This window comes from Mesorhizobium sp. CA15, assembly GCF_020165215.1.
Classification (GTDB): domain Bacteria; phylum Pseudomonadota; class Alphaproteobacteria; order Rhizobiales; family Rhizobiaceae; genus Mesorhizobium.
Window position 1 is genome coordinate 1 of record NZ_JAIUHQ010000003.1, and the last position, 21,686, is coordinate 21,686.

General features: G+C 64.4%; 15 protein-coding genes. 6 read left to right on the forward strand and 9 right to left on the reverse strand.

Annotated features, from left to right (window positions below; translation table 11 throughout):
* The coding region (locus LB515_RS06655; protein WP_224707165.1) for a beta strand repeat-containing protein at positions 1–2,759 on the reverse strand (2,759 nt) is incomplete at its 3' end.
* A gap of 324 nt (positions 2,760–3,083) precedes the next feature.
* Between LB515_RS06655 and LB515_RS06660 the strand changes: the two genes are divergently transcribed.
* A complete protein-coding gene (locus tag LB515_RS06660; RefSeq protein ID WP_224707167.1) occupies positions 3,084–4,028 on the forward strand; it encodes a transglutaminase-like cysteine peptidase in 945 nt (314 codons plus the stop codon).
* Between the two features lie 84 nt (positions 4,029–4,112).
* On the opposite strand, the gene LB515_RS06665 is transcribed toward LB515_RS06660, so the two are convergent.
* From LB515_RS06665 to LB515_RS06680, 4 genes are read right to left on the reverse strand one after another with little or no spacing between them, the layout of a single operon-like run.
* Complete coding sequence (locus tag LB515_RS06665) at positions 4,113–4,754, reverse strand: ribbon-helix-helix domain-containing protein (protein ID WP_224544187.1); 642 nt, start codon at positions 4,752–4,754, stop codon at positions 4,113–4,115.
* A complete protein-coding gene (locus tag LB515_RS06670; RefSeq protein ID WP_095766155.1) occupies positions 4,744–6,033 on the reverse strand; it encodes an HlyD family type I secretion periplasmic adaptor subunit in 1,290 nt (429 codons plus the stop codon). The genes LB515_RS06665 and LB515_RS06670 overlap by 11 nt, the downstream gene beginning before the upstream one ends.
* A gap of 15 nt (positions 6,034–6,048) precedes the next feature.
* Positions 6,049–8,181, reverse strand: coding sequence for a type I secretion system permease/ATPase (locus tag LB515_RS06675; protein WP_224707168.1), 2,133 nt, complete (start codon positions 8,179–8,181; stop codon positions 6,049–6,051).
* Between the two features lie 38 nt (positions 8,182–8,219).
* Positions 8,220–9,608: a TolC family protein gene (locus tag LB515_RS06680; RefSeq protein WP_224544394.1), complete on the reverse strand. Its 1,389-nt coding sequence runs from the start codon at positions 9,606–9,608 to the stop codon at positions 8,220–8,222.
* Between the two features lie 471 nt (positions 9,609–10,079).
* Between LB515_RS06680 and LB515_RS06685 the strand changes: the two genes are divergently transcribed.
* Positions 10,080–11,420 (forward strand): NAD(P)H-dependent oxidoreductase, encoded by a 1,341-nt coding sequence (locus tag LB515_RS06685; RefSeq protein WP_224707170.1) that lies wholly within the window; start codon positions 10,080–10,082, stop codon positions 11,418–11,420.
* Here the strand turns inward: LB515_RS06685 and proC are convergent.
* The 3 genes from proC to LB515_RS06700 all read right to left on the reverse strand — a co-directional run bounded on the left by proC (position 11,395) and on the right by LB515_RS06700 (position 14,565).
* Positions 11,395–12,210 (reverse strand): pyrroline-5-carboxylate reductase, encoded by an 816-nt coding sequence (gene proC, locus LB515_RS06690; protein ID WP_224707171.1) that lies wholly within the window; start codon positions 12,208–12,210, stop codon positions 11,395–11,397. The two genes, LB515_RS06685 and proC, sit on opposite strands and share 26 nt — an antisense overlap.
* A gap of 80 nt (positions 12,211–12,290) precedes the next feature.
* Complete coding sequence (locus LB515_RS06695) at positions 12,291–13,610, reverse strand: O-antigen ligase family protein (RefSeq protein ID WP_224707173.1); 1,320 nt, start codon at positions 13,608–13,610, stop codon at positions 12,291–12,293.
* Positions 13,579–14,565: a glycosyltransferase family 2 protein gene (locus LB515_RS06700; RefSeq protein WP_224707174.1), complete on the reverse strand. Its 987-nt coding sequence runs from the start codon at positions 14,563–14,565 to the stop codon at positions 13,579–13,581. The genes LB515_RS06695 and LB515_RS06700 overlap by 32 nt, the downstream gene beginning before the upstream one ends.
* Before the next feature lie 177 nt (positions 14,566–14,742).
* Between LB515_RS06700 and LB515_RS06705 the strand changes: the two genes are divergently transcribed.
* The 3 genes from LB515_RS06705 to LB515_RS06715 are packed head-to-tail and all read left to right on the forward strand — an operon-like array spanning position 14,743 to position 17,629.
* A complete protein-coding gene (locus LB515_RS06705) occupies positions 14,743–15,915 on the forward strand; it encodes a glycosyltransferase (RefSeq protein WP_224707175.1) in 1,173 nt (390 codons plus the stop codon).
* Positions 15,912–16,706 (forward strand): WecB/TagA/CpsF family glycosyltransferase, encoded by a 795-nt coding sequence (locus LB515_RS06710; protein WP_140847448.1) that lies wholly within the window; start codon positions 15,912–15,914, stop codon positions 16,704–16,706. The genes LB515_RS06705 and LB515_RS06710 overlap by 4 nt, the downstream gene beginning before the upstream one ends.
* Positions 16,703–17,629: a DUF6492 family protein gene (locus LB515_RS06715; RefSeq protein WP_224707176.1), complete on the forward strand. Its 927-nt coding sequence runs from the start codon at positions 16,703–16,705 to the stop codon at positions 17,627–17,629. Before LB515_RS06710 ends, LB515_RS06715 begins: the two co-directional genes overlap by 4 nt.
* Positions 17,630–17,632: 3 nt before the next feature.
* Here LB515_RS06715 and LB515_RS06720 read toward each other — a convergent pair whose 3' ends face one another.
* The gene (locus tag LB515_RS06720) at positions 17,633–18,928 is read right to left on the reverse strand and encodes a lipopolysaccharide biosynthesis protein (RefSeq protein WP_224707177.1); all 1,296 of its coding nucleotides are present in this window, start codon (positions 18,926–18,928) and stop codon (positions 17,633–17,635) included.
* A 199-nt stretch (positions 18,929–19,127) separates the two neighbouring features.
* Between LB515_RS06720 and LB515_RS06725 the strand changes: the two genes are divergently transcribed.
* Positions 19,128–21,608, forward strand: a complete 2,481-nt coding sequence (locus LB515_RS06725) for a GumC family protein (protein ID WP_224707178.1) — start codon at positions 19,128–19,130, stop codon at positions 21,606–21,608.
* The last annotated feature ends 78 nt before the right edge of the window (positions 21,609–21,686 follow it).

The window sequence follows — 21,686 nt, forward strand, 5'->3', positions numbered from 1 at the left end:
AGCACGCCGTCCGTCGTCGGACCGTTATTGGTCTCGTCGAGCGTCACCGAGCTGCCGACCACCGCATTCGAGATCGTAGGTACATCGTCCGTGATATTGATCGAGATGGTCGACGTGGACGTATTGCCGAAGCTGTCGGTCACCGTGAAGGTGAACACGTCCTGCCCAGGCTGCACATTGGAGCCGTCGTTGCCCGCCGGCACATTCGCTTCGGGCTTCGTCAGCGTATAGCTATAGGTGCCATCCGCGTTGACATGCAGAATGCCGTACGTGCCATTGATGTTCGTGCCGACATTGCCGGTGACGTCGCTGCCGACATCGCCGGCCTGAACACCGGTCACAGTCGCCCCGTCAGGATCCGAGAAGGTCAGCGTGCCCGTCGTCGTCTCCGAACCGTCGCCCGCATGCGAGCCGTCGACCGTGCCGGGGCCAAGATCGCCGGCGGGCGGCGTTGTGTCGATGCCAGCCTCGTTCACTGCCGCAACCTCCGCCACCACACGCGGTTGGCTACCGGTCACGTCGATCGTCAACGTTGCTGGCGAGGTATCGCCGTCGCCGTCGGTGATCGTGTAGTTGAAGACGTCGCTGCCAGTCGGCGTGTTCGGATTGGCGTGATAGCTGTAATCGCCATTGGCGTAGACCGTCAGCACGCCATGCGCGCCGGTCACCGTCGTGACGCCGTTGTTCGTTACCGAACCCACCCATGCGACCGATGCGATCCCGTCCGCTCCCGCCGTGTCAGCCGCGCCGGTGCCGTTTGTGCTCGTTCCGGTCTCGACATTGCCCGTCACCGTCTCGCCCGACTGCGCCGCGTCCGTGTCGGCATGCGCCGTCGGCACATCGTCGATGACATTGATGGCTAGGTTGCCGGAGGCGGGCTGCCCATCCTGATCGGTCACGACGACCTCGAAGCTGGGTACAGCTTCGGTATTGGCCCCGTCGGCGCCCGTGGCGCTATGGTAGTCCGAAGTCAGCGTGTAGCTGTAGTGGATCGCGCCCGCGCCGGTCACGCTGTTGTACTCGTACCACGCGCTCACCGTGCCGTTGGTGGCCGGGTCCGTGAACGTCGTCGGATTGCCCGAGTCGCTCGACAGCGCATTGCCGCCCAGCGACACCGAGTTCACGCCATCCTGCGAGGTGAAGCCGATCATGCCGCTTACCGCGTTCGAGCCGTCATGCAGCGTGCCGGTCGCCAGTCCCGCCTCATAGACGATCGCTCCGTCGGCGCCTGCGGCCGGGATATCCCCCAGCTTCGGCGGCGTGTTGCCGATACCGATCGTCAGCGTCGTCGACGACTGATCGCCATCGCCATCAGTCAGCGTGTAGTGGAACACGTCGTCCACGCCGCCCGGCGTGTTTGCCGCACGGGTGTAGGTGTAGCTGCCGTCCGAGTGCAAAAGCAGCGTGCCGTACTGGCCAGCGATCGAGACGCCGGCGTCCGTCACAGTCTGCGCGGAGCCGGCGCCGTTCTTGCCATAGGCCGATGTCACACTGGCGTCATCGGCGCCCTTGAAATCAGCGCCCGCGGCGTTGCCGTCGCTGCCGGCTCCGGTGATGACGTTGCCATCGATTGGCGTATGCGAACCCGCAGCCACGCTGTCGGTATCGTCATGCGCCGTCGGCACGTCGTCAATAATTTCGACGGACAGCGTTCCCGGAAGCGAAACGTCGCCATCGCTGTCCGTGACCGTCACCGTCATGTTGTCGAAGATGGAATCGGTGCCCGCACCGGAATGCTGCGCGCTGTGCACCAGCGTATAGGTGTAGCTCACCTGGCCGGTGGCGGCGTCGTAGCCGTTGATGGTCAGCGTGTTGCCGAAGGGCGTCGCAATGTTGATCGGTGTCGACGCGCTGTTGGCAAGCTCAGCGGCGGTGATCACATGGCCATTAATGTCCACCGAGCCGATGCCGTCGGGCGAGGTGATGGTGAAGGTACCGGTGTTGTGCTCGGACGGGTCGTTGTCCATTGCGGGGTCGGTGCCCGCTTCGCCGGACCCCGTCGCGCCGGCGGTCTCGAGGCCTTTTTCATCGACGCTGGTGTCGCCGCCGCTGGTCGAGGGCGTCAGGTCGAGGATCGTCGGCGTCGAATCGGGCAGCAATCCCGGGAACAGCTCGCGATGGTCCGGCTGGCCGAAGGCCAGGTCCGTCGGCGGCAGCAGCGACGTCAGGCCGAAGCCGTCGCCGATGCCGCCCGCGGGATGTTCGAAATTGCCGCCTGCGCTGCCCGGCGAGCCGTTGCCGCCGGCCGAGATCGAGCCGTCGGCGCCGAAGGCGACGTCGACATGGCTGGCCTCGAGCGCGGCGATCAGGGCCACGCGAGGCACCTCGACGTCGCCGAGAATGAAGGTCGGCACATTCAGCGCGGCGTCCTTGATGACGATCTGGGATCCGTCGGGCTGCGTGAGGATGAGATCATGTCCGTCGACCTTGATGTTGTCGATTGACACGCTGGCCGGAAGCTTCACGACATTGCCGGCCTCGACATGATATTCATGCGGCGTATTGCCTGCCGCTGCATTTGCCGCCGGTGCGTTCGCGGGCGCAGCAGCCTTGGCATCGGCCGGCTGGTTTGCGGCCGGCGCATTGGCCGCGCCTTGGGCCGGCGCGCCGCTGCCGACATCGACCGGCACCGGTTCGCTCGCCGCCTGGGCGGCGGTCGCCTGCGCAACCTGCACACCCGTCGAGATATGATTTTCACCAGCGCTGGTGTGCTCGTCCCAGGAATTTGAAACGGCGTCGAATTCGATATTGGTCGTCATAGCTAAAGCCCCTCCGGCATTTCCCGGAAAGAGACATGTCAGGCCCGGGCTTTGCAACAGACGTTCAATCTATTTCATATATTCGAATATGTAGAGAATCGCATTTTTTACACTTGGTAAATTGCGATGATATATCTGGATATGCATGACCTTAACGAGGGTGGGAATGACCGCGCAGCACGCCTTCCGCCTTGGTAAATGTAAGTATAATTTTGAATAAAATTTGACGCAAAATAGAATAGCGTGATTCGCGGAAATTTACCCACCTTCCTTTCCGATAATTTGAGACAAGATTGGTAGCGTCCACAGTCAAAGGTGGGCGTTATGAAAATACAAAAAGCAGCCCCGACGGGGATCAAGGTACTCTTGCTGGCGATCGGCCTTGTCGCTCAGGCAGGTCCATCGTCGGCAAGCGCGAATTCGGGCGCGGCTCCGGTCCTGCAAGAGGTGCTTGCACCCGCGAGCCTCGGCGGCGTTTCGCTGGCCCGGCCGCTGCCCTGGCAGCCGGCCTCCGCGTACCGGATCGCGGATGTTTCTTTGGGCTACGCGCCGGCAGCGCCTTACGAGGCTGAAGCGCACGCCAAGACCGATCCCGGCATCGACCCGATCCAGACCGCCGCGATCATCCCCGGCGTCTTCGGCTCGGTGGCTTTGTCGATGCGCAACTTCCCGGTCGCGGCGCGCTGGGCTCCTGTCTACCGGGCCATCGTCGATTGCACCGCCGGCAGCGTCTGCGACCGTGAGAGTCCGGCCTTCGCCGAGATCGTCAACATCGCCGGCGACAAGGGCTTTCGCGACAAGCTGTCCTTCGTCAACAGCAGCATCAACCGCCTGATCGCCTATCGCAAGGATAGCGTCGTCTATGGCAAGCTCGACTATTGGGCGAAGCCTTCGGAAATCCTCGAGCATCGCGCCGGCGATTGCGAGGATTTCGCCATATTGAAGATGGCGGCGCTGCTCAGGGCCGGCATCCCGGCGCAGAGCATGTCGCTGGTGGTGCTCCAGGATCGCCGCCGCAAGTTCTTCCATGCCGTCCTGTCGGTGAGCACGGGAAGCGGCGCCTTCATCCTGGACAGCCTCGGCAACGCCGTCCTGCGCGACAGCGATCTGCCCGACTATGTTCCGCTCTATTCCTTCAGCACCGATCGCGCCTGGATTCACGGGTCGAAGTCCGGCGCGCAGGTCGCCGACATCGCCGGCGGCTTCGCCACGGTCGCTCCGGGCGAAGGATCGCCGGAACCATCAGTGGCTTCGAGCCTGAGGCAGTAGTTCGAGCGGTTCAGCGCCTCGCCGAAAATACGCGGTCGCTCTGTTGTCTGCGCAGCCCGGACAGTTCCGGAAGAATGCGTAGCTCTAGCCGTTGTAGACGAAGGCCATCAGCAGTTCCGGCTCGGTGACGGGCGCGCGCACGGCGCTGAGCTGGCCGCGATAGCGGCGCTCGCCGGCGCCGATGACGAAACCGCTGGTGACCGGCGTTTCGCCATTGGCGTCGAGCCGGGCGAAGATGTCGGGAACGTTGAGGTCGAGCGCCAGCTTCAGGTCCTGGCGCCCATCCTCCCCGGGCGCGCTCGGCAATTGGCGCCGGACCAGTTGCTGGAACGGCGTGTTGAAAGCCAGGATCTTCTTCGACGAAGACAACGCGAAGGCGGGCGAGGGGCAGGCGACCAGGATCGCGTTGATCGTGCGGATCGAAGCGAGCTTGCGCAATTCCATGCTTTCCTCGGCGAGGCCGCGCATGCAGGCGACGCGGATCGCCGAGGTGAGGTTGCCCTGGTCGGGATGATGTTCGGCGATCTCCTCGACCAGCATGCCGATCGTGCATTTGCGGTTTTCGGCCATCTGCTTCAGCGACACCCAGAAGGCGCGCTCCAGCCGAATGCCGCGACGCACGCCGCCGCGCGCCACGACGCGGAATTCGGGGCCGAAATCCTCGGCCGCGAGCGATGGCAGCAGCCTCTCGCGCGAGGTGCCCGGATGGATGGCGCTATCGCTCACTCATTGCCTCCTGACGCGCCTTGTTGATGGGCTTCAAAAGATAGTTGAGGATCGTCTTGCGTCCGGTCTTGATGTCGACCGAGCAGATCATGCCGGGGATGATCGAATAGGTCTTGCCGTTCCTGGTAAGCGTCGATTTGTCGGTGGCGACCCGGACCTGGTAATAGGGCTCGCCCGTCTTCTGGTCGACGAGGCTGTCGGCGGTGATGTTGGAGACCTTGCCCTCGATGCCGCCGAAGATCGAGAAATCATAGGCGGTGACCTTGATCAGCGCCTCCTGGTTCGGCTGGATGAAGGCCACGTCGCGCGGCGAAACCCGGGCCTCGACCAGCAGTGTCTCGGAGGTCGGCACGATGCCGGCCACGACCGCGCCCGGCTGCACGAAGGCGCCGAGCGTGTTGACGTCGAGCGTGTTGACGATGCCGTCGACCGGCGAGCGGATGTCGGTGCGCGCCACCTTGTCGGTGGCGCCGCGGATCGTTTCGTCGACCACGGACAGATCGGCGAGCGCCTGCGTCAGGTCGCTCAACGCCTCCTGCTGCAATTGCAGGCCCAATTCGTTCACCTGAAGCTGCGCCTCGGTGATTGCTCCCTTGCTCTTCTTGATGGTCTCGCCGGCAAGGGTCAGCTGTCCGCGAAGGTCGGTTTGTTCGCGCTCGACGCGGATCTGTTCGGTCCTGGCCATCAGGCCTTTCTTGACCATGGGTTCGACCAGCGCCGCTTCCTGGTCGGTGACGGCAAGGCTCTTGGACAGGCGGTCGGCGTTGGCGGTGGCCTCGTCGAGTTCCTTCTCGCGCTGGTCGAGGCGCGATTTGAGAACCGACAGCTTGACCTCGAAATTGTCGCGGCGCGCGACAAGCAGCCTTTGCTCGTTGTCGCAGATCTCCGGCGCGACCTTTTGGATTTCCGCCGGGCAGGGGAACGACCCTTCGACACTGCCGCTCTGCTCGAACTGCAGCCTGGCGATGCGCGCCTGCAAAGCTCGCGCCTTGGCCTTCTCTTCGCCAAGGCTCGACGTGTTGCCCGAATTGTCGAGGCGGATGATGAGGTCGTTCTTCCTGACGGTCTGGCCGATCTGGACGGCGATCTCCTGCACCACGCCCGGTTCGCTGGCCTGGATGATCTGCGTCTTCGAAGCGGGTATCACCTTGCCGTCGCCGCGCGCGATCTCGTCGACCTCGGCGAACGAGGCCCAGGCCGTGAAGCACACGAACAGCGCCCCGACGATGTAGACGGACGCCGAGGCGAAAAGTGGTGGCCGGTCTTCCCTTGCTAGCATGTCCATACGTTCCGGTCAGGCATTTGCCTTCTGCAGCGCCTGAATGACTTGTTCCTTCGGCCCGTCGGCGACGACGCGGCCCTGGTCGATGACGATGAGGCGGTCGGCAAGTTCCAGCATGCTGTAGCGATGGGTCGACACGATCAGCGTCGTGCTGCGGTCGAACGCCACCTTGAGCTGCTTGATCAACTGCCGCTCGGAAGCAAGATCCATCGAACCCGACGGCTCGTCCAGGAAGACGATCTTCGGTTTGGTCAAAAGCAGCCGCGCGATCGCCACCGCCTGCCTTTGCCCGCCCGAGAGATTGGTGCCACGCTCGCCGACATTCATGTCGTAGCCACGCGGATGCCGCGACACGAAGTCGTCGACGCCGGCGGCCTTCGCCGCATCGATGATCTCCTCGTCCGTCGCTCCAGGCGCCGCCATCAGGAGGTTCTCCTTGATGGTTCCCGAAAACAGGTCCCCGGCCTGCGCGACGATGCCGACCGCGGCGCGGACTTCCGAAGGGTGGTATTGGCGGATGTCGATGCCGTCGAGCAGCACCTCCCCCGACGTCGGCAGGAACAGCCGGCCGATCAGCCGTCCCATCGTGGTCTTGCCGGAGCCGATGCGGCCGATGATGCCGACCCGCTCGCCGGGCTTGACCGCGATGTTGAGTCCGCTCAGAACCTCGTTTTCCGTGCCCGGATAGGCGAAGCCGACATTCCTGAAGACCAGCGCGCCGCTGCGGATCGGCCGGTTGACGAAGCCGACGGTGTCGGGGCGGTCCTCCGGTTGCGACATGATCGTGTTGATGATCTTGAGCGACAGCATCGCCTGCCGGAACCGGGCAAGCGTGATGGCGATCTGGCCGAGCGGCGCCACGGCGCGGCCGGCGAGCATCACGGTGCCGATGATGGCGCCGGTCGACACCTGGCCTTCCGAGAACGCATAGGCGCCGGCCACGACCAGGGCGACCGTCACGAATTGCTGGATGGCGCCGGTGATATTGCCCGCCGCCGCCGAGAGCTCCTTGATTTTTTCCGACGTGTTGGCCGCGTTCTTCGAGTGCTCGCCCCATTTGCGCAGCAGGTAGGCTTCGGCGCGCAGCGACTTGATCGTCTCCAGCGTCGAGATGGACTCGACCAGCAGGGCTTGGCGTTGCGACGCCTCGTTCATCGATGCCGCGACCCGCTTGCCGATCCGCCGCTGCGTGATCAGCCCGACAATGACGGAGATGACGAAGGCCAGCGCCGGTATGACCACCAGCCAGCCGCCGATGGCGTAGATGACCGCCAGAAAGACGAAGACGAAGATCGTGTCGATGAAGACGCTGATCGTGTTGGAGGTGAAGAACTCGCGCACGAATTCGTATTGCGTGACGCGGTTTGCATATTCACCCGTCGACCCGGGCCGCGCCGAAAGCGAGGAATTCAGCACTTTCTCGAACAGCAGGTAGGAAATCCGCAGGTCCGCCTTGCGACCGGCATAGTCGATCAGCGACGCCCTGGCCGTCTTCAGCAGCAGGTCGAACAGAATCGCCGCGCCGATGCCGAGCGCCAGCACCCACAGCGTCGAGATCGCCTTGTTGGGCAGGATGCGGTCGTAGACGTTCATGGTGAAGATCGGCGAGGCGATCGCCAGCAGATTGATGAACACCGCCGACAGCACCACTTTCGAATAGGTGCGCCAGAACGCCCCCATGGTGCCGGTCAGCCAGTGGCGCCTTTCGATCCGCGCGGCGGTGCCGACCGTCATCTCCTCGGCCTGATTGGCATAGGTGATCGAGAAGGACGTGCCGCCGCTGATATAGCTTTCGGCGAGTTCCGACCTGTCGATCGTGGTGCGGCCGTTTTCCTGCGGCGCCGTCAGATATTGCCCGCCCTCGATTTCCGCCAGGAGGGCGATCGGCAATTGGCTGACGCGAAAGACGATGGCCGGAAGATCGAAGCGGCCGCGCAGAAAGTCGCGATGGCTGAAATTCTGCACCTCCAGGCCGATGCGCTCGGCCAGATGGCGGATCTCGTCCGGCTCGATGCGTGTCTCCGAAATCGGCACGCCGGCGAACAGCACCGTTTCGGCGCTCGGCCTGCCGAGATAGGCCGCCACAGCGCAGAAGCAGGCTTTGAAAGCCTCCTTGGGCGATAGGATATTAGGTTGCTGGTTCACGATCCGCCCCGAAGGACCGAAGATCGATACTACATCGGCTACTTTTTCCTGACCGGCGCGAGGATGTCGAACGGCAGATCGTTCTTCTGCTCCGACGGCGTGCGCGCATAGGTCTCGGTATCGGCCGTGGCCGGCACACCGAATTCCTCACGCGCGTAGGCCGCGGCCTGCTTGGCCGGCTGAATGTTGAGCGTCTTCAGCAATTCCCCGGTTGCGGCCAGCAGCCGGTATTCCGCGAACAGCGACGCGTATGACGACGTGTCGGCCAGCGTCGCGGTGTTGAAGCGCGTGTTCTGGGCATCGAGCACGTCGAGCAGCGAGCGCTGCCCGACCTTGAACTGCTCGCGATAGGAGGCGACCAGCTTTTCATTGGTGGCTGCCTGCTGCCGCAGCGTCTTTGCCAGCTCCGCCTGGCGGAAGCGGCGGTCCCACGAGGTCCGGACGGCTTCCTCGATCTCGCGCAGCACCTGGTGCAGCGCAAGGCGCTGCTCGCTGGTGCGGCGAATCTGTTCCTGTTCGTTGGCCTTGTCGATGCCGCCGCGATAGAGGTTCCAGCGCAGCACCACCCGAGCCTGCAGATCGCTCGCGTCGCCATTGTCGCCGTCGATGTCATATCCGCCCCGGGCAACGCCCTCGGCGGTAATCGTCGGGCCGTATTTCGCCCGCGCTGCGTCGACCAGCGACGCGGCGGCGTCGATGTCGCTGTTGGCCATATGGACGCGTGGATTGTTCTGCCTGGCGAGCCCGATCGCATCGTCCAGCGACCGCGGCAGGGCGGCTGCGACATCGGCCGGCCGCGACGCGTTGGTCAGCGGCTTGCCGACATTCTTGAAGAAGCGGATCTTCGCCGCCTCGAGTTCTTCGGTCGCTTCCTGCATCCGCGCCTTGGCGGCATAAAGGCGTTCCTCGGCCTGCTGCCGGTCGGCGTCGTTGAGCGCGCCGCCCGCGATGCCTTGCCTGATGTCGCTGAGGATGGACTGATGGAAGCCGAGGTTCTTCTTGGCTTCGACCACGATCGAAGCCTGCAGCATGTATTCCAGATAATCCTGAACCACCGCCAGCCCGATGAATTCGGACCGTTCCAGAACCCTGAAGGAAGCTCCATCGACCCGCGAGGCCTGGCGGTTCAGTTCCGCCCGCCTTGCGCCGCTGTCATAAAGCGTCTGCGAGACGGTGAGGTCTGCCTCGTTCGGATAGAGAGCTTTGTGATCCTCATCGAGCGCGCGCCGCGTGTCGTTGTCCAGGCGGCGAACGCCGGTCGATGCTTCCAGGTCGACGCTGGGAAGGTAAAGGCCTTTGGCCTGTCGCAGCTCGAATTCGATCGCTTCGCGGTTTTCGATCGCCTGTCCAATCTCCGGATTGGACTCCACGGCGACGGCGACAGCTTCTTTGAGTGTGAGTGCGCTGGCGCTACCACAAGCCAACATTGACACCGTGACAGCAAGCGCAACGCGCCAGCCGACGGTAATTTTACCCGTCCTGCTCATTTCTACCCCGTGACTATCCCCGCGCCATTATTTTTTTATTGGCGCTTATTTGCCCAAGCCTGCCACCGGACCTTTCAGCCAGTATCTATCAGATTTTTTGGGGCCGTGAGCATATAATGGATTAGACACCCGCTAAAATTGCGATTTCCGGCATTAGGGTTAAAGCCTGTAGCAAAAATAGCACAGAAACCGGGCGCGCTCGTCGGGACTCTCCCAGTTCAAAGCGCGCAGCGATGGTTATGGTCTGAAAGAAACGGCGAATCGTACGGCGCCCGTGCACAAGCTCCTGTGAAATCTGCTGCGGCCTTGCAAAGCACGCGCAAGAAATCGTCATTTCAGCCTGGTTTGATTGGCAAACGCGGATCGTTCCCTGTATTGCCGGCCGGAGCAAAAAGCCGTGGATTTTGTTGCATGACCAATATCGCGCTGACCGGGCTTGCCCGCGATCTCGCCCGACGCGCCGCCGAGGGCAGGCCGGTGCGGCTCGGCGTCATCGGCTCCGGCGAGATGGGAACCGATCTGGTGACGCAGGGCATGCTGATGCCTGGTATTTCGATCGCGGCCATCTCCACGCGCCGTCCGCACACCGCCCGCGAGGCGATCCGCATCGCCTTTGGCGACGAGGCGATGGCGGTAGAGGCCGAAACCGCTTCCATGGTTACCCGGGCGATCGAGAGCGGCAGGATCGCCATCACCTCGAACGAGATGCTGGTCACCAACCCGCTGATCGACGTCGTCATCGACGCTACCGGAAAACCTGGCGTCGCCGCCGATTTCGACCTGGTGGCGATGGAGCATGGCAAGCATCTGGTGATGATGAATGTCGAGGCCGACGTGACCATCGGCTGCTACCTGAAGCAGCAGGCAGACCGGCTGGGTGTCGTCTATTCGGTCGGCGCGGGCGACGAGCCGTCAAGCTGCATGGAGCTGATCGAATTCGCCTCGGCGCTTGGGCTAGGCATCGTCGCGGCCGGCAAGGGCAAGAACAATCCGCTCAACCACGACGCGGTTCCCGACGACTACCGGGAAGAGGCGGCGCGCCGCAACATGAACCCGCGCATGCTGGTCGAGTTCGTCGACGGTTCGAAGACCATGGTCGAGATGTGCGCTATTGCCAACGCCACCGGCCTGGTTCCGGATGTTCAAGGCATGCACGGCCCCAGGGCCGATCGCGATCAGCTGGCCAAGGTGCTGATCCCGAAAGAGCATGGCGGCCTCCTGTCGAGGAAAGGCGTCGTCGATTACACGATCGGCAAGGGCGTGGCGCCCGGCGTCTTCGTCATCGTCGAGGCGATGCACCCGCGCGTCGTCGAACGCATGGACGATCTCCATGTCGGCACGGGCCCTTATTACGGGCTGTTCCGGCCCTATCACCTGACTTCGCTGGAGGTGCCGCTCACCGCCGCCCGCATCATGCTCTACGGCAAGCCCGATATGGTGCCTCTGCCGAGGCCGGTGGCGGAAGTCTGCGCGGTCGCCAAGCGCGACCTTGCCGCCGGGGAGACCCTGGATGCGATCGGCGAGACTTGTTACCGCTCCTGGACCATGACCGTCGGCGATGCCCGCGCCGTCCGCGCCGTCCCGGTCGGCTTGCTCGAAGGCGGCAAGGTGCTGAAGTCGGTGAAGAAGGGCGAGTTGTTGACTGAGGACAATGCCGTGCCGGACCGGACGACGAGGCTCTACGCCCTGCGCCGGCTTCAGGATGACATGCTCTACGGAACGAAGATTACTTCCCCAGCTCTATCGACCTGAGCCGCGCGGCTTCCACGGCTTCGGTGACGAGCTTCGTCAGGCGGTCGCCGCCCATCAGCACTGCAAGCGCCGCAGCGGTCGTGCCGTTGGGGCTGGTCACCTGCTGGCGCAGCACGCCCGGCTCCTCGTCTGCTTCCGCGGCGAGCGAGGCGGCGCCGAAGACGGTCTGCATGGCAAGCAGCTTGGCGGTTTCGGCGGGAAGGCCGGCCTTCTCGGCCGCGACCGTCAGCGCCTCGATGAAGTGGAAGATATAGGCCGGGCCGGAGCCGGAGACGGCCGTCACGGCGTCCATGAGGCCCTCGTCGTCGATCGTCGTCACGACGCCGCTCGCCGAAAGCAGCTCAAGGACGAAGCGGCGGACGTCGTCGGAGACCAGCGGGTTGGAGAAAACGACCATCATGCCTTTGCCGATCGCCGCCGGCGTGTTCGGCATGCAGCGGATGACCGGCGCGAGCTCGCCCAGGATTTCCTCGAAAGTGCCGACCGGCGTGCCGGCCGCAATGCTGAGAAAGCTGGTCCTGCCGTCGCCGAAGCGCTTGTACTGCGCCGTCACCTCGCGGATCACCTGCGGCTTTACCGCGATGACGACGAGATCGGGCACGGCATCGGCCGGAATGCCGGCAGCGTCGGCGGCAGCACGGCAGCCCAGATGTTCGGCGCGCCGGCGCAGTTCCGCGTTGGGCTCGACCACGAACACCGCTTGCGGCTCGAGCTTGGCGGATTTCAGCCAGCCCGAGAGCATGGCGTAACCCATATTGCCGCAACCGGCGAGAATGAGCCTGATCGTCATGAAAACCTCCGAGAAGGCTCTCCTTAGACGGTTGCGCCGCAGTGGAAAAGAGCAGTCGGCGGGAGATCGATCGGCCAGGATTAGTTTGAAAGGCGAACCGGGATCGGCCGCAGCGAGACTTGCCTCAAGCCGAGTACGCCGAGCACGAAGAACAGCCAGACGGGATCGCCGCGATGGAAGAAGAAGCTTTCCAGGAAACCGTTCAGCGCCGTAAACAGCACCACCATCATGAAGAAATCGCCGAGAAAGATGTTTTCCTTACGCGCCGGGATGCGCATATAGTCGCGCAAAGGGGCGATCAGGAAGGTGTAGACGGCGACGCAGAGCGCCGGGATGCCCATCAGCACGGCGATGTCGAGATAGCCGTCGTGACCGTGAACGATGGTGCGGATATCCCAGGGCCGGTCGAAGGGCTGGTCCTGGTTAAGCAGCAGCGGCGTCCCCCAGAAGCTTTCATAGCCGTAGCCGGTCCAGGGCTTCTTCGCCAGCATCTCGCCGGCGAACTCCCATAGCGTCGTGCGTCCGGTATAGGTGAGATCGGGGAAATAGATTGCCGCCAGATGTTTCACCGGCGCGATGAAGACGATGCCGAGCGTGCCGACGGCGGTCGCGATGATCGCCAGCGCGAACAGGATCGGCGTGCCGAGCCGCATGCCGATGAGGCTGGGCAGCACGACGATCATGATCGAGAACGGCACCAGCCCGGCAGTGGTCTTGGAGCCGGTGTGGAGCATGAACACCATTGCCGCGCAGAAGATGCCGGCGCCCCACCAGCGCTGGCCGCGCCGGAAGAGATAGAGTCCGGCGAAGCTGAAACAGGCCATGACCGGCCCGGCGATGTTCTTGTGCGTGAAGACGCCGCGCCACAGGCCGGCATGCTCGGGCTCCTGCGAGTCGGCGGTGTGAAGCGCTTCATGCGGGAAGACGATCAGGCCGATATAGGAAAGGCCGATCACCACCACGGCGGTGAAGATGACCACCCTGGCGAAGGAATCGGCGTCGCGCGGCAGCACCAGGATCGTCGCCATGGTGATGATGCCGATCATGGTGAAGGAGGCGGCGCGCATCGCCGCGGGCGGATCGGTGGCAAGCACCACCGACAGGAAGAAGAAGCCCAGCATCAGCGCCCAGGAAGGGCTGACCAGCGAGCGCACCACGCGCGGGTCGGCGAAGGCCAGCAGCGAGAAGATGGAGACCGCGCCGAGCGAGCCGAAGCCGAGTTGGTTGACGATGTCGCCGCCGTCGCCGGTCAGTTCCGCGCCTGCCGGCTGGAAGGGCCGGAACGAGACGATGATGACGGTGAACAGGAGCGCGGCGATAGCCGTCGCCACACCTTCCCTGGTGAAGGCGGCGCCGAGCGGCGCGCGCTCAATTCTTCTCAGGCTGCCGGTACTGCTCATTGGCATATCCGAATTCGGCGAGCACCCGGCCGAGCGCGACATAGACCGGATAGAGGCCGCTCGTGAGCGAGCCCGTGCGCGCCAGCCGGATGGCGCCGCGCAGCGGCGAGGCGGCGAGCAGCGCCAGGCTCTTCAGGAAAACCTTGAGGCCGGCAAGCGGCGTGCCGGCGCGCTTCTTCTTTTCGACCAGCGTCGAGATCACGCCATTGCGCAGGCTGCGGGCGCGGATCCAGTCGGCCTCGACGCGCCGGGCAGGGACAGTTTCGGTGACTTTTGCTTCGGCGCACCAGCCGAGCACGAAGCCTTTCTGCGCGCACCGGCTGAGAAAGTCGGAATCGCCGCCGCCCATGAAATTGAACCTGAGATCGAGGAACGGCGGTCCCATGGCCTTAAGCACGTTGCGACCGAGCAGCAGGTTGCCGGACGAATAGAGCGCCGGCACGCGGCCCGTCTCCCGATAGGGCGGCGCGAACACCGGGTGCTCGGCCCATCTGGCATGCGAGGCATCGGCAAAGATGGGTACCTGCGGGCCGCCGACAACGTCGGCTTCAAGTGTCTCCGCGGCGCCGCACATGCGCTCGAGCCAGTCTGGCTCGGCGATCTCGTCGTCATCGATGACCAGCAGGTGGCGAAAATTGGGAAACTGCAGGATCGCCGTCTGCCAGCCGGCATTGTAGGCGCTGCAATTGCCGCGCTCATGCGCGATGATGACCATGCCGGGCATCTCGCCGCTTTCGAACAGGGGCAGCACCGCCTTGGCGCCCTCGCGCGCCTCGGCCTCATTTTCCATGACGATGACGGCAAAGCACCTGCCGGTCCGCTGCGCCTTGAGCGAAGCCAGCGTTTCCAGCACCTGCTTTGGCCGTTTGAAGGTCGGCAGCGTCACGACCGCTTCGACGGTCTCGGCAAGCCCCGGCGACCGTCCCGCGATCGATACAGAAGCGTCGGACGGCAAGGGATCATCCTTTTCCAGCAGCGTGGGTTCGGCCCTTCGATAGCATCGCGGTGATAACGTTTCGTTAATCACCTTCTCGCCCGCCGGTCGGAAAAGCCGGGTCTTCGGCCTTTGACAGTGCCATTTAATCAAGGCTTCACCGCGTTTTGCTACCGGCTGCAGCCAAGGATAGGTGAGATGCATCTGCTGTTCGCCACATCGATCGTGCCTGATGGCGCTCTCGCCTCAGGCTACGAGATCGCCAACGCCGCGATCATCGACGCGCTGCGGCGCGCCGGCGTGCGCGTGACGGTGATCGGCTTCATCTGGCCGGGCAAAGCCCCGTCCGATCCGCAAAACACCATCGTGCTCGACGCCGTCGAGGTGCGCACCGAAAGCGCGTCGCCGCTGCAAAAGCTTGCCTGGGTGGGCAAGGCGGTTCTCTCCGGTCTTACCTTTTCCTCCGTCAAGCTGCGTGTCGTTGCCGATGCGCAAGTCCGCGACGCCATCGAACGCGCCGGTCCCTTCGACGGCTATGTCCTAAACTCGGTGCAGTTCGCCGGCGCCTTTGAGAAGGTTCTCGCCGACCGTCCATTCGTCTTCGTCGCGCACAATGTCGAGCACCGCTCGGCCGAGGAAAATGCGGCCGCGGCCGGCAGCGCGCTTCAGCGCTGGATGTTCCGCCGCGAGGCCAGGCTCCTCAAGGTCATGGAAGAGCGGCTCTGCGGCGCCGCGCGCTTTGTCTTCACGCTGGCCGAGGAAGACCGCGCGGCACTTGGCGTCGCCTCCGACCGGCGCTCCGCGGTGCTGCCGCTGGTCACCCGTGCGCAGGCGCCGACAAGCAGGGCGAAGCGGCATATCGATTGCGACGCCGCGCTGATCGGCACCTGGACCTGGCAGCCGAACCGCATCGGCCTCGACTGGTTCCTGACCAAGGTCGTGCCGCATCTGAAGCCGGATTTCCGCATCAGGATCGCGGGCATTGTGCCTTCCGGCATCAGCTCGCCGCATCCCGGCGTTTCCTTCGTCGGCAGGGTTCCGGATGCGCAGGCCTTCGTGCGCGGCGCCGCCGTCATTCCCTTGATCAGCACCGCCGGCAGCGGCGTGCAGTTGAAGACCATCGAGACCTTCGAGCTTGGCCTGCCGTCCGTCGCCACCAGTCGCTCGCTGCGCGGCATCGGCTATCGCCCCGACAATTGCGTAGTGACCGACGATCCGATTGCTTTCGCGGCGGCGCTGCAGGCGGCTGCGGCCCATGTCCGCGACGTGGATGGCAGCGCCTTTCATCGCCGCCAGCTCAAGGCGCTCGACGCCGCGATCGGGCTTGGCCTGGAGAAGCTCGGCGCCGTCAGGCAGGAGGCGGCCGCGTGAACATGCACACCGCGCGCGCCGCTTTCGGCTTTGATATGCTCAAGACCATTTTGGGTATTCCGGTGCTGGCCATACGCTGGGACGAGGCCATCGCCTTGCTCACCAGGCTGATCGACGAGCGTCGCTTCACCAAGGTGAGCTTCCTCAACGCCCATAACGCCAACCTTGCCTGCACCGACCCGGTGTTTGCCGAGGCGCTGGAAAACTTCCTCATCCTGCCCGACGGCGTCGGCGTCGACATGGCGGCAAAGCTGCTTTACGGTGCGCCTTTCCCGAGCAATCTCAACGGCACGGACTTCATTCCGGCCTTCCTGCAGGCCTCGTCGCATCCGCTGACGGTGGCGCTGCTCGGCACGACGCGCGCCAATGCCGAAGCCGCATGCGCGAAGCTCTCGACGCTCGCCATGCAGCACAAATTCGTCGTCGTCCATGACGGCTTCTTCTCGGCCGCCGAGGAGCCGGCGATCCTCGAGCGCATCGCCAGGCTGCGGCCGGATGTGCTGCTTGTCGCCATGGGTGTGCCGCGCCAGGAATTGTGGATCGAGCGCCACATCGACAGCCGCCATTGCACGCTGCCGGTCGCAGTCGGCGCCCTGCTCGATTTCATGAGCGGCTCGGTGCCGCGCGCGCCGCTATGGCTGCGCCGGCTGCGGCTCGAATGGCTGTTCCGCCTGTGGATCGAACCCGGCCGCCTGTGGCGCCGCTATATTGTCGGCAATCCGCTCTTCCTGTGGCGCGTCGTCAAGCAGAAGCTGTTGCGTATACCGCTGCCGCTGGAGGCGCGCCGGTGAACAGCCGCTTCGTTCCGGACGCCTCCACTGCGGTCGAAGCGCTGCCGCGCATGCCCTTGGCTGCGATCGTCACCGCAAGCTACGCTCCCGATTTCGAGCGCTGCCGGCTTTTATGCGAAACCGTCGATCGCCACGTCACCGGCATGGCGCATCATTATATCCTCACCGAACATCGCGATGTCGCGCTGTTTCGCCAGCTGGAAGGCAGCCGCCGCAGCGTTGTCGACGAGCGGGACCTGTTGCCGCGCTGGCTGCGCGTGTTCGACGATCCGCTGAGCGGCTTCCGCCGCCGCGTCTGGCTGAGCCTGAAAACGCAGCCGCTGCGCGGCTGGCATGTGCAGCAGCTGCGCCGCATCGCCATTGCCGGGCAGGCAAAGGAAGACGTGCTCGTCTTCTGCGATTCCGACGTCGCCTTCCTGAAGCCGTTCGACGCGAACGCCTTCTGGCGCGACGGCAAGGTGCGGCTGTTCCGGCGTGACGGCGTGCTGGCGAGCGATGGACATGACGAGCATCGCATCTGGTCGCGCAATGCCGGCGCCGCGCTTTGCATCGATCCCTCCAATCCATCGAGCCACGACTACATCTCGACGCTGATCGCCTGGCGCCGCGAGACGGTCAACGCCATGTGCGAGCGCATCGAGAAGGTGCATGGTCGCGACTGGGTCAGCGTGGTCGGCTCGGCGCGAAAATTCTCCGAATGCATGATCTATGGCCGCTATGTCGACGACGTGCTTCAAGGCGCAGGCCATTTCCACGGCTCGGAGGAGTTCTGCCGCGTCCACTGGAACGGCGAGCCGCTGTCCGACGAGGAATTCCGCCGCTTCGTCGACGCTATGGCGCCGGAACAGGTGGCAATCGGCATGCAATCCTTCATCGGCACCGATACCGGCCGCATCCGCCGCCTGATAGGGCTTTCCGCGTAAGGCTCAGATCGCCTTGGCCGGCCGGCGCATGGCCGAATAGGTCAGCAGCATCGAGGCGAGATAAAGCAGCAGGAAGACGATGTTGAGCGACAGGACCAGATTGGCCGTGTCGGGGATGGTGGTCAGCACATAAGTGAGCAGAACCGCCTTCAAGCCGGCGAGCAGGCCGAGATTGATCGCCCGCACCGCCGTCTGGCCGCGCGCGAAGAGCAGCTCGGCCTGATATTCGACGAGGTTGCGCAAGCCCGGCACGCAGACCGCGAGAGCCACCAGCGGCGCTGCCTCGGCGACATTCCTGCCGAGCGCGTTTGGGAAGAAGTGGAGCACGATGCCGAGCGACACGAGCGCGAGTGTCGAGACCAGGAACACGCCGCCTTCGATGCCGCTCTTGACCGCCAGCCGCGACAACAGCTCCGGCGCCCGCATCATGCGCTGCACCAGCATCATCGAGAAGGTGCGGATCGGGATCGCGGTGAGATCGACCAGCCGCATGATGATGGCGTAGATGCCGGCCAGATGCGGCCCGCCGATCGACAGCACCAGCAGCTTGTCGAACTCCATCTGCAGATAGAACAGCACTTCAGAGCCGGCGACATAGATGGAATCGGCGAGCCGCCTGAAATAGAGCTCGGTGCGCAGCCGCAGCCGCTGGCGCGGATAAAAGAAGACGAAGGCGACGACGAGCGAGGCGGCATTGGCGCCGATATAGAACAGCGACCAGACGCCGATCGTGTGCCGCGCGCCAAGCATGAACAGGATCGCGCCGACTGCCCTGAGCGCCGTCGCCAGGATGGCGAGCACGGCCGCCCGCCCGAACTTGCCGAGCCCGTTGTTGACGATCAGCGCCACTTCGACCGGTCGCCACAAAAGCGCCTCGGCGAAGACGACAGCGGCGAAGGCCGATAGCGGCACGGTGCCGGCGAAGAAGATCAGATAGACGCCGTAGGACGCAGCGGCGAGGAACGGCAGCGACAGGACGCCGAGAAGCAGGAAACCGGCGGTGAACGTGCCGATCAGGTTGGGGCGGATGGTGGCGGTGCGGTAGAGCGCCGAGATGAAGCCGAAGGCCAGGATGCGCGACAGCATGATGCCGGCGGCCGAGGCGGTCGCGAACATGCCGAATTCGGCGATCGAAAGCGTGTTGGCCAAAGCGATGAAATAGGCGAGCGAAAACACCAGCCGACCGCCGGCGCCGCTGATCGCCGAGAAATAATCGAATACCAGTTTCCGGCGGGTGGCCACGAAGTGGCCGATCCGCGCGAAGCTCCGCCTCTGCGGCATGTCGCTGGCCTGGGTCATATCCGGGGCGATAGATAGGCTGCAAAGTTTAACGCGGCGTTCTGGCGGCCGTCCCGGCGGCCTGAAATGCGGTGAACAAGGGCGAAAACTGTGCCCGCCGAGGCGCAAAATTAACCGTTTGTTTCCTATGCCTGTTTAGCGTGGCTTAACGATTGGCCGATCCGCGCGCCCAAGCCGCCAGAGAGCAAGTTCCAGGACAATGGTCGACAGGGATAACCGTGATGACTGGAGGCGCGAGCGTTCTCTGCTCGCGCTCGGCCAAGCGATGCGTGGCGACGACAAGACGGTTTCGATCGGCGACCGGGCCAATTCCTCTTGGCGCGAGGACGCCGCCGCGCGCCATCGCGCCGCGCGTTCCGAGCGCGAAGAAAAGTTGAATCCGCGCCCCGCCGAAATCGGCGGATTTGACCACGATCAGGCGGATCCCGTCGAAACAGGCGACGACCGGGCCGCGTCACTAGGGCAGGGCTACGGGGGCACTGCGGGAGGCCACCAGCCGCAGGCCGCTCCCGAACCTCGTCATGTAGGCCGACCACCCGCTGCCGACGAATCCCAGGAATGGAAACCGCTGATCGACCCGGTGCAGGTGATTGGCGGCATCGCTCGCTCCAAAGCGCTGATCCTGTCCTCCACCATCCTGGGCGCCGCCCTTGGCATAGCCCTCGCGCTATCGACGCCGAAGAAATACGAAGCTACGACCGAGCTAACCATCGAGCCGGGCGACCTGAAACTTGCCGAACGCGATCTCACCCAATCGGTGGGTGAGCCCGACGCGGCATTGGCCGTTGTCGAAACCCGCATCAAGATGGTCACATCAGGCAAGGTTCTTGACGAGGTCGTCAAGGAGCTCAACCTCGTCAACGACCCGGAATTCAACGGTCAGGGGTCTGGCGGCCTCGGCGTCACGTCGTTCCTGCGCTCGATGATTTCGCGGGATGACCAGCCGGCCGGCAGCGACGAGATTCGTCGCCAGGCGCTGGCCGTCGGCAATCTGGCCGACAGCCTGTCGGTCGAGCGCACCGGCAAGACTTTTGTCATCTCCATCAGCGCCACCACGCGCAATGGCGAGAAATCGGCAGAGATAGCTAACACGACGAGAGACGTCTTCCAGCGGGAGATCGGCAACTACCAGTCAGAAATGGCCGGACGTGCGACGAGCGCGCTGACGTCGAAGCTCGATGAGCTGCGCAAGGGCGTCGAGACGGCCGAACGCAACGTCGAGGATTTCAGGGCGACGCACGACCTTGTCGACGCGCAGGGCCACCTGATCAGCGACGACCAGATGCTGAAGCTCAACGAGCAGCTTTCCGTTGCCCGCGCCCGCACGCTCGAGCTGAACGCCCGCGCCGCCTCGGCGCGCTCGCTGAACGTCAACTCGGTCCTCAGCGGCACGTTGCCGGAAGAGATCAACTCCAACATGATGAGCGAGCTGCGCTCGCAATATGCGGCGCTGAAGCAGGAAGCCGACCGCGCCGCGATCAAGTTCGGCCCGCGTCATCCTGAGTTGCAGGCGCTTAACGCCCAGCTTGCCGGCGCGCGCGAACGCATCACCGCGGAGCTGCAGCGCATCGCGTCCTCGCTGCAGGTCGACCTGAAGCGCTCCGTTCAGCTCGAGCAGGACTTGTCCTCGCGCCTGGCCCAGGCCAAGGTGCAGAGTGGCGATGTGAACAACAATCTTGTTTCGCTGCGCGAGCTGGAACGCGAAGCCGCCGCCAAGCGCTCGGTCTATGAGCAGTATTTGCTGCGCGCCAAGGAAACCGGCGAGCAAAAGAACGTCAATTCGGCCAACATCAACGTGCTTTCGCCGGCTCAACCGCCGCTGGAGGCCAAGGGGCCGTCGCGTGTCGTGATGGCCTTGGCGGGGCTGTTCGCCGGCCTGTTTGCCGGCATCGGCCTCGGCGCGCTGCGCGGCATCCTTGCCAGCCTGCGCGAGACGGCCAATGCACGCTCGCGTCGCGGGAGTGAAGACCGTCCTTCTGCGCTTGAGAGCAATTCCAATCGGGCCGCCCCACCGGCGCCGCCACCACTCGCCACGCCGCCGGCTTCGCCTGTCGCTCCGCCGCCACCTCCGGCTTTTACACCAGCACCGGCTCCGCCTTTCATGCCGCCTCCGGCTTCATCCTTCACGCCGTCTCCGGCAGCGTCCTTCACACCGCCGCCTGCTTCACCGCCGGTTCCACCACCGGTGTCGACGACTGCACCGGCTCCGGTCAAATCCGTCACGCCGCCGCCGGAACCGGCCAACGATGCCGGCCGTCCCGGGCTTTTCGGCTCGCTTGCCTCGGCGGTTCGCTATTTCGTGCGGCGCGAGCCGGCTGAAACGGTCGATATGGACTCTGTCCCGCCTGAAAGCGCCTGGCGGGCGCCCACCCTGGAAGAACGCTATCCCCGGGCTCAACCATCGGCGCGGGAGAATTTCCGACCGCCATACGAGCAGGGCTATTCCTATTCGTACCGGCCGGACCACGGCCGGACCGACCCCTACGACGATCATTATTCGGCATCGGCGGCATCCTATCATCCGCAGTCGCCGGCCGCCGGCGAGGCCGACCAGCCCCCCGCCGACCAGCCCCCTGCCGGCCAGCAAGGCGAGATCGACGAGATCCGCGCCAGCCTGCGCGAATTTCGCGAGGCAGTGCGCGAGCTGACCGAAAGCCGCACGCGCCGCCGCTATTTCTAAATATCCGTATTTCTGGATGGCTCGCGGTTCGATAAAAGCGGCCGGTTTCGGGTTTACGGCATCCGACGACGCTTTGAC